Genomic DNA, 8698 nt, shown 5'->3' with positions numbered 1-8698 from the left:
GCCCACATCAGGGCAGACAGAAGCACCCCCGGCGCCCGCCACGGCATTTACCACGCCCCCGGCGCGCACCGAAGGTGCGCTGAATCGCTGACCTGGAGTTTGGAACGTTTCAATACGATCGATGCGTTCCCCCTCCCGTGAGCGCGGGCTATGCCGCTTCGAGCCGGAGTGTGTCGATGACCAGACCGAATCTGCTGTTCGTGTTCGCCGACCAGTTGCGCGGGCAAGGGATCTCGCCGATGGGGAACGCGGATGTCCGTACCCCGGCGCTGGCAGCGTTGGCCGGTGAAGGGGCGATCTTTCCGTCGACGTATGCGAACACCCCGGTGTGTACGCCGAACCGGGCCTCGTTGATCACCGGTCTGGCGCCGGCTGCGCACCGGGTGGTCGGCAACGACCTGCCGATCCCGACGGATCTGCCGACGATCGCCACGGTTGCGCGTGACCACGGCTACCGGACAGGCTACATCGGCAAGTGGCACCTGGCGGGCGTGCCGCGTGACGCGTTCACGCCGCCGGGGGCCGGGCGTATGGGGTTCGACTGGTGGGCGGCGTTCAACTGCTCGCACAGCTACATGAAGCCGGTCTACCACCGCGACACCCCCGACCCGGTCACCCCCGAGGGCTATGAGCCCGAAGTCCAGACCGCCCTCGCAGAGGAGTTCCTCGCTTCACAGGGCCCTGACACCCCGTTCTGCCTGTTCCTGTCCTGGGGGCCGCCGCACGACCCGTACGACATGGTGCCCGACGAGTACAAGGCCATGTACGACCCGGACGCGCTGACGCTGCGGCCGAACGTCGTCATGGACGAGGCGGACGAGCCGCGGGTGCGCCGCACCCTGGCGGACTACTACGCGGCTGTCACCGCGCTCGACACCCTCCTCGGGCGGCTGCTGCGCACGCTGGAGGAACGCGGCCTGGCCGAGAACACGATCGTGGTGTTCAGCTCCGACCACGGCGACATGCTGTGGTCGCACGGGGAGAAGGGCAAGCAGTCCGCCTACGAGGAGTCGGTCCTCATTCCGTTCCTGGCCCGCTGGCCCGGACACATCCCCGCCGGCCTGCGCGCCGAGGGCCTGTTCTCCACCGTCGACACCGCCCCAACCCTGCTCGCCCTGATGGGCCTGCCGGTCCCGGAGTCGATGCAGGGCGCCGACTGCTCGCCGACGCTGCTTGGCCACGGCCCGTCCCCGGTCGCCTCCGTCCTGCTCGGCAACCACACCGCGACCGCGGAGAGCACCCCGGCGGGCCGCCGGGTATGGCGCGGCGTACGCACCGCCCGGCACACCTACGTCGAACTCGTCGGCCACCGCCCGTGGATGCTCTTCGACAACACCGCCGACCCCCACCAACTGCACAACCTCGTCGACGACCCCGGCAGCGCAGCCCTGCGCGGGGAACTGGCTGCGGAACTCGGCCGCCTGCTCACCGCAGCGGGGGACCCGTTCCTCGACACCGCCGACCTCATCGCCGCGCTCGGCCTGGAGGTGTCGTGGCAGACCCGTGAGGACTTCATCCGCGAAGGCCAGAAGATCCTCCAGCAGCTCATCGACGAACATGGGGAAGACTTCGTCCGTGAACTGCTGGGCACCACCTTCCAAGACCACGAGTGACCCCGGCACAGGTCCGTCGGCGCTGCCCTGCGATCATGCGGCTGCGCCGGCGTCCGGGGCTGTGCGCCTCTGTCGCCCGATTCGCGGTGAGGCACGATTCGATCAGCGTGACCTGAGCATTCAGCGCCAGCGGCCTAGCGGTTGCACCAGGTCGACCGAATCGGGCGACAGGGTCGCACAGGGGCGGAGCTTTCGGACCTCGTGGACGCGGCGTTCCGGCGGCGCGCGGCCGGTTTCTGAGCGGCCTGGGAGCTTGGAGCAGCCGAGGACGCAGCGCGGCCACGGAACGCCCCCTGACAGCGGAGAACCACACCCCCGCTCCATAGGCGAGATCGTCGAGTGGCCGCGCCACGCCGTAGCGCACCGGATCCAGGCCCACCTGCGCGCGACGGTACTCCAGTGCTATGTCCGCGACTGCCGCTACGGCCGCCGCGCGCCGCACCCGTCGGGAGACGAGGCAGCCCACGGCGGTGGCCGGCCACCAGTGCCGTGTCAGGAGCGCCCCGGTCTGACTGAGGGCGGCGACCGCGCCGCCCACGGTGAGCCGCACCCCCAGTCGGCCGGACTGATCAACTGGGCCGAGCTTCTGGGCGATGCGCACCGCCGTCACCGCACAACTCGCCGTGGCCGCCGGCACGGACCAGCGCCGCTGTGCCAGCAGGGCCACGACCATCACGGTGCTCCACGGCGCCAGGACCGCCGGGGCCACCGAACCTGGGTGCCGTTCGGCGAGCGGCTGCGCACCGGTCCCGTACTCGGCCTTGCGTACGAACCAGTCGCGGACGCCGACCCGGTGCTCGTGGGCGGCGGCGACCGTGGGTTCGTACCGCATCCGCCAGCCCCGTCGAATCGCCCGCCAGCCGAAGTCCAGGTCCTCGCCCACCCGCATCCGCGCGTCGAAGCCGTCGCCGATCGCGTCGACGCGGGCGACCACGCAGGCGGTAGAGGCCCAGGACACGAACGACCCCGGGCGGACCAGTGCCGGGCGCGTGCCCAGGTCGAGGGAGGAGCGGGCCCGTTCGTACCGGCCGATCCAGTTGCCCGACTCGGCGGTCTCCAGCCCGGTGATGCGGGGAACGGCGATGCCGACGGGCCTCGCCGTCCCTGCCCGGCGACCAGGAGGACCTTCTGGACCACCTGGCCGCCATGGGCACACCACTGGTGCCGTGGCCTCCGGCCGAGCGCTGCTGCAGGAGAAGGCGGTGCGGCTCTAAAACGCCGTCCTGCTCGCTCCGCTGCTCGGGGAGGAGGCGGGTGCCGCGATCGCGCGCACCCTGTTCGGCCTGATCAACCCGAGCGGCAAGCCGCCCAGGCGACATCACCGTGCCGGCCGGGTTCGCCGCGGACGTACTTCCGTGCGCCGCGACGGTCACGGTCGGTTAGCACGGCCGGCCGGGCCCCGACGCCCTGACACGCCGGTGCCCGGCCGTGCCGCGGGGACAGGGCGGGCGCGCTGCCGGGGAGGTCAGCGCGTCCGTTCTGCCGTGCGCAACTCCCGCCGGGGTGTGCCGGGCACCGTGTGACAGCGCAGGTCGTAATCCGACTCGCGGACGTACTGCGTGAAGTACGGTCTGACGAGTGACGAACCAGCGAAAACCACGGGGCCCGTACCGCAAGAGCGCGGAACGCCGGGAGCAGATCCTCCAGGCTGCCTATGAGGCCATCGACGAGTACGGCGAACGAGCCTCCCTTCAGGACATCGCCGATCGGGTCGGGGTGACGCAGCCGGCGCTGACGTACTACTTCCCCACACGCGACGAGCTGCTTCTCGCGGTTCTGGAGCGGAGGGACGTGCTGGGCAAGGCGTCCGTCGGTGGTGCCGGAGAGGGCCGGACCCTGATTGACAACATGGTGGCGAGCACCCGCCACACCACCGACCACCCCGGTCTGGCGAAGCTGTATCTCACGCTCTCGGCGGCGGCCACGGATCCGGAGAGCCCGGCGCACGACTACTTCACCGAGCGCTACCGGGGCCTCGCGGCCGAGGTCACACGGGACTTCGGAGAGTGCCAGCGAACCGGCGTGATCCGGGCCGACGAACCGGCGGACCACTTGGCCAGGGCGTTGCTGGCGGTGCTGGACGGCCTTCAGATCCAGTGGATGCACGACCCGACGCTGGACATCGCCGCGATCGCCGAGACGTTCACGCGGATGCTGACCCCTCCGGCCGGTTCCGGGCAGGACACGCAACCGGCCGACTGACCGGACGCCGCAGGAACCGGAGGCCATGGCCCGGTTCGTCATCCGACGCCATCAGCGCCGTCTCCGGTGACTTCTGTGTCGCTGCCGATCGGGTATGTGCCACCGGCCTCTCCGGCGGCGGGCGCATGGCCTCGCTGCTCGCGTGCCGGCTGGCCGACCGGATCGCCGCCATCGCCCCGGTCGCGGGTCTGCGGGCGGGCAATCCGGACCCCTCCGACCCCACCCGCCCTGAGCCCGGAAGCTGCGCTCCCGCCCGTCCGGTACCCGTCCTGGCTTTCCACGGACAGCAGGACCCCGTGAACCCGAACACCGGTGGCGGCCCGGGCTGCTGGCCATACTCGGTGCCCGCGGCCATCGACCGCTGGGGGACCCTGGACGGCTGCCGCATCGGACCGCGCGACACCTCGCTGACCAACACTCACGCTCCGCAGCTACACGGCCCGCCGACGGGGTGCTGAGGCCAGCATGTACGTGAAGCGGACGGTGGACACACCTGGCCGGTTTCTCCTTACCCCGCCGCCTTTCCAGGCATGGGTCACGTCTCCACCGAGGTCAATGCCACCGACGTCATGTGGGAGTTCTTCGCGCATCACAGGCTGCCCGGACGAGCGCCCGCCTGAGTAAGAGTTATACGCATCCCCGCGCCGCGCTCAGGGCATCGGCCAGCTGTTGGGGCTCGCGCGTGGACAGGTACAGGTACGGCGTGGGGTCGGCCGGGTCGGTGATCTCCACGCGCAGCGCGGTGGGGATGTAGGCGCGCAGCAACAGGAAGGCTCGGGCATCGGCTTTGTACGTCCGCCAGGACCGGGCCTCGTCCGGGTCCAGGACCTCTGCCTTGCCGAGCGCCGATACCGGGATCTTGGCGTCGCCCGCGATCAGGAAGCCGCCCACGACCCGTATGCGCGGGGAGCCGTAGGAGTTGACCACCGTCGCGGCGGCAGCGGTGCCTCCGACCAGGCCGATGAGCATCGCCAGCGGGCCGATGGGCAGCAGGGCCAGGGCCATGACCACGCCGACAAGGGGGCAGGCCAGGCCCCAGGAGCGGGGCGAGCTGAGGCGTTCTTCGTACGGGGCAGGTGATAGCGGCATGGGACCTGGTCCTCCTTCAGGAACTGCTCAGGGCCCGCAGTCGGTCGGCCCGGGCGGGCCGGGACGCGTCGAATGGTGGGCGTGGCGGCTGCTGAACCGGTGCGGCGAGACGGCACCATTCACGTTGTGCGCGGTGCGCGGTGCCGTTCAGCGGCAGGGGTCAGGCGAGCCGTGCGGACCATCCGCCGTCGACGGGGACGACAACCCCGGTGACGAACGACGCTTGGTCCGAGGCCAGGAACGCGGCGACGTGCGCCTGCTCCTCCGGTGTTCCCGCCCGCCCCAGCGCCGCCTTGCCGCCCAGCTCCTCCAGCGCCTCGGGCGGCACGCGGTGGTTCTTCTTGCTGAGCGTGAAGCCCGGTGCGACCGCGTTGACGCGGATGCCCTGGGTGCCGTAATGGACCGCGAACGACTTGGTGAGGGAGTTGATACCGGACTTCGCGGCGGAATAGGCCATCGATATCCGCTTGTCGATGTTGAACGAGGCGGCCGAGGAGAAGTTGACGATGGCACCTCCGCAGGCGGGCACCATCGCCCGCACGGCGTGCTTGTTGGTGAGCAGTGTGCCGAGCAGGTGGACCGAGGTCAGGCGGTCGAACTCCTCGACCGTGACCTCCGGGCCCCGCCGACCGCCGGGGTTGCCGGCCACGTTGACCAGGATGTCGACCCGCCCGAACGTCTCCATGGCGTGCGCGAACAGCGCCTCGACGTCCCCCTCACGCGTGATGTCGGCCTGGAAGGGAACCGCGGCGGGGCCCAGAGCGGCCGCCGTCTCTTCCTGCGCACCGCTGATGTCGGTCGCCAGCACCTGTGCGCCTTCCTCCACGAACAGCGCGGCGGTGACCGCGCCGATCGTCTCGGCCGCGCCGACGCCGGTGATCACGGCCACTTTGCCTGAGAGCAGACCGCCCGGCTGGTGCGCGTGCGTCGAGTGGGCTTCGGTTGTCATGGTTTCTCCAACTACTGGGTTGGGTGCCCCCGCCGAGCCGATCGGCGGGGCTGTTCGGGTTCTGTTCGGCGGATGGGCCGAGCGGGCGGGCGTTACGGCCCGGCCGCGCCCCACCGTCGAGGCGGGTCGGACCGGGGCTACGCGTTCCGTCCGGCATCGGCGATGGCGGGCGTCTGGGCGGAGGTTCCCGGTGCGGTGGCGTCGGGGCGCTGTCGGGGGAGGAAGGAGGCCAGGAGGAGAGCGACGAGGGCGGCGCCGCAGCCGATGGCCATGATGACTTTGAAGCTGTTTTCGGAGGGGAGGGCGTGGCCGGCGAAGGTGGTGGTCATCTGGGCGAGGATGACTCCGGAGGCGGCGCTGGCGACGGAGCTGCCGATGGAGCGCAGGAGGGTGTTGAAAGCGTTGGCGGCGGCGGTCTCGGAGACCGGGACGGCGCTCATGATGAGCATGGGCAGGGCGCCGTAGGCGAAGCCGATGCCGGCGCCGATGATGCAGGAGACCAGGATCAGCTGCCAGATCTCGTTCATCAGGAAGATGTTCAGGGCGTAGCCGGCGGCGACGATCAGGGCGCCGATCATAAGGGTGAGTTTGGGGCCCTTGGCCTGGGAGATCTTCGAGGACAGGGGAGCCGCGAACATCACGATCAGGCCCTGGGGCGCGAGCACCAGGCCGACGGTGAGCAGGTCCTCGCCCAGGCCGTAGCCCGTCTGCTCGGGCAGTTGGAGGATCTGCGGGACGATCAGCTGGACCGCGAAGAGGGAGAAGCCGAACGCCAGGGCGGCGAGGTTGGCGAAGAGGACCTGCGGGCGGATTGTGGTGCGCAGGTCGACGAGCGGCTGGGTGGTGCGCAGCTCGAAGAGGCCCCAGGCGAGGAGGATGACGACGGCGGCGGCGAAGAGGCCGAGGGTGGTGCCGCTGCCCCAGCCCCAGTCGGCGCCCTTGGAGATGGCGAGCAGCAGGCAGACCAGGCCGCCGGCCAGGCCGAGGCCGCCGATCAGGTCGAAGCGGCCTCCGGTGCGGATCTTGGATTCGGGTACGAGCGTCAGTACGGCGACGAGTGCGAGGGCGCCCATGACGGTGGAGGCCCAGAACAGGACGTGCCAGTCGAAGTTGTCGGCGACGAAGGCGGCAATGGGCAGGCCGAGCGCGGCGCCGATGCCGAGGGACGCGCTCATCAGCGCGGTGGACGCGCCGAGCCGGTCGGCGGGCAGTTCGTCGCGCATGATGCTCAGGCCCAGCGGGATGACACCGGCCGACAGACCCTGCAGAAGGCGTCCGACGATCATCGGGGTGAGGGAGTCGCTGAGGGCGACGATGGCCGAGCCTGCCGTGAGCATGGCGAGGCTGGTGAGCAGCATGCGGCGCTTGCCGTGCATATCGCCGAGGCGTCCGGCGATGGGGGTGGCGACGGCGGCGGCGAGGAGGGTGGCGGTGACGGCCCAGGCGGTGTCGGAGGCCGGGGCGTTCAGCAGTTTGGGCAGCTCCGGCACGATCGGGATGACCAGGGTCTGCATCAGTGAGACCACGATGCCGGCGAAGGCCAGCACCGCCACGATTACGTTCGGATTCGGGGGTGCGGACGCTGTGGCGTTCGTGGATGGGCTGGGGATGTGGGACATGGCTGGTCTCCGTTTTAGTAGGCAGATGGGGACAGTTCCGTCCCTTAAATCAACGGGTTGATTTAAAAGCTACGTCGAAACGTGGCCGGGTTCAAGTCGAGCTGGCTGAATCCGACTGGAACGCCGTGTGGACGTGAGGCGCGGGGACTGGCCTGAACCGGCCCTTCCATTGCGTACGCTTTCGTCGTTCGACCTCGCCGACCTGGCCGAGGAGTCGCGATGGTCCGGGGACGGGCCTTCGGCGGACTAGCGTGAAGTCCCGAAGGGGTGGTGATGATGGCCGGCAAGACGAGACGGGATGAGCAGGTCCATGCGACGCGGGAGGCGCTCCTGGAGGCGGCGGAGCGACTTTTCGCCGAACACGGCGTGCACGCGGTCGCCAACCGCCAGATCAGCGAGGCCGCTGGGCAGGGCAACAACGCCGCGGTCAGCTATCACTTCGGCACCAAGATCGACCTGGTGCGCGCCATCTCCCGCAGGCATGCCGAGGCCATAGAGGCCAACCGCGTGCGCATGCTGGGCGCCATCGGAGACTCCGCCGACCTGCGGGACTGGGTGGCCTGCGCGGTCCGTCCTGTGGCCGACCATGTTGCGGCCCTTGGCGCCCCGAGCTGGTACGGCCGGTTCATCGCTCAGGTGACGGCGGACCCTGTCCTGCGCGCGGTCACGAGCGAGGAGTTCGCGGCGGCCTCGCCGTCGATGCAGAAGCTTCAGGAGGGCTTGAACCGCTGTCTGGCCGACCTGCCGCCCGAGGTGCACGCTGAGCGCGTCGCGATGACGCGGCACCTCATCACGCAGATGGTGGCCGAGCGCGAACGTGCCCTCGCGGACGGCGAACCCACTCCCCGGGCGAGCTGGCGCGAGGCGGCGAACGGCCTGATCGATGCCATCGCCGCACTGTGGCAGGCGTCGGTCACGTACGAGGGCTGACGGACCGCGCCCACTTCGGCGCACCCCCTGAAGGGGTGGGAGACAAGTTCGCCGCCAAATTAAATCAACGGGTTGACTTAACTCGCGGATTGGTGTTGCCTGGTCCCAGCGACGTCGAGTCGGAGGAGACCGAGTGGCCCGCAGCGTCGAAGTCCGCGGCTTGTGCCGCCTCGGCGCGGGACGTCTCATGACCGGGCCCCGGCCGGGACACCCCGAGCGCGGTGAACCCGGACCGTGAGCCTTCCGCCCGCGACCCAACGGGCTGTGGTGCGGGGCGGCGGGGCGGGGGGCCCGCC

At 70.3% G+C, this 8698-nt stretch carries 8 protein-coding genes; 4 read left to right on the top strand and 4 right to left on the bottom strand.

All coding sequences use genetic code 11. The annotated features are described in order from the left end of the window. Positions 1-176: 176 nt before the first annotated feature. Positions 177-1613: a sulfatase family protein gene (locus ACWDSL_RS49935; protein WP_450495991.1), complete on the top strand. Its 1437-nt coding sequence runs from the start codon at positions 177-179 to the stop codon at positions 1611-1613. On the opposite strand, the gene ACWDSL_RS49930 is transcribed toward ACWDSL_RS49935, so the two are convergent. Continuing rightward, positions 1546-2769 (bottom strand): glycosyltransferase family 2 protein, encoded by a 1224-nt coding sequence (locus ACWDSL_RS49930; RefSeq protein ID WP_450495989.1) that lies wholly within the window; start codon positions 2767-2769, stop codon positions 1546-1548. The two genes, ACWDSL_RS49935 and ACWDSL_RS49930, sit on opposite strands and share 68 nt — an antisense overlap. 422 nt (positions 2770-3191) lie before the next feature. Between ACWDSL_RS49930 and ACWDSL_RS49925 the strand changes: the two genes are divergently transcribed. Continuing rightward, on the top strand, positions 3192-3815 hold the full coding sequence (locus ACWDSL_RS49925; RefSeq protein ID WP_450495987.1) for a TetR/AcrR family transcriptional regulator: 624 nt from the start codon (positions 3192-3194) through the stop codon (positions 3813-3815). A 125-nt stretch (positions 3816-3940) separates the two neighbouring features. After that, complete coding sequence (locus ACWDSL_RS49920; protein WP_450495986.1) at positions 3941-4273, top strand: hypothetical protein; 333 nt, start codon at positions 3941-3943, stop codon at positions 4271-4273. Positions 4274-4442: 169 nt separating this feature from the next. Here ACWDSL_RS49920 and ACWDSL_RS49915 read toward each other — a convergent pair whose 3' ends face one another. The 3 genes from ACWDSL_RS49915 to ACWDSL_RS49905 form a co-directional block, all read right to left on the bottom strand. Continuing rightward, a complete protein-coding gene (locus tag ACWDSL_RS49915) occupies positions 4443-4904 on the bottom strand; it encodes a DUF3093 domain-containing protein (RefSeq protein ID WP_450495984.1) in 462 nt (153 codons plus the stop codon). Positions 4905-5064: 160 nt separating this feature from the next. After that, positions 5065-5853, bottom strand: coding sequence for an SDR family NAD(P)-dependent oxidoreductase (locus tag ACWDSL_RS49910; RefSeq protein ID WP_450495982.1), 789 nt, complete (start codon positions 5851-5853; stop codon positions 5065-5067). Positions 5854-5990: 137 nt separating this feature from the next. Beyond that, the gene (locus tag ACWDSL_RS49905) at positions 5991-7472 is read right to left on the bottom strand and encodes an MFS transporter (protein WP_450495981.1); all 1482 of its coding nucleotides are present in this window, start codon (positions 7470-7472) and stop codon (positions 5991-5993) included. A gap of 276 nt (positions 7473-7748) precedes the next feature. On the opposite strand from ACWDSL_RS49905, the gene ACWDSL_RS49900 reads away from it, so the two are divergent. Then, on the top strand, positions 7749-8402 hold the full coding sequence (locus ACWDSL_RS49900) for a TetR family transcriptional regulator (protein WP_450495979.1): 654 nt from the start codon (positions 7749-7751) through the stop codon (positions 8400-8402). Positions 8403-8698: the final 296 nt, after the last annotated feature.

Source organism: Streptomyces sp. NPDC000941 (genome assembly GCF_053599555.1).
This window is presented reverse-complemented; position numbering and strand designations above follow the sequence as displayed.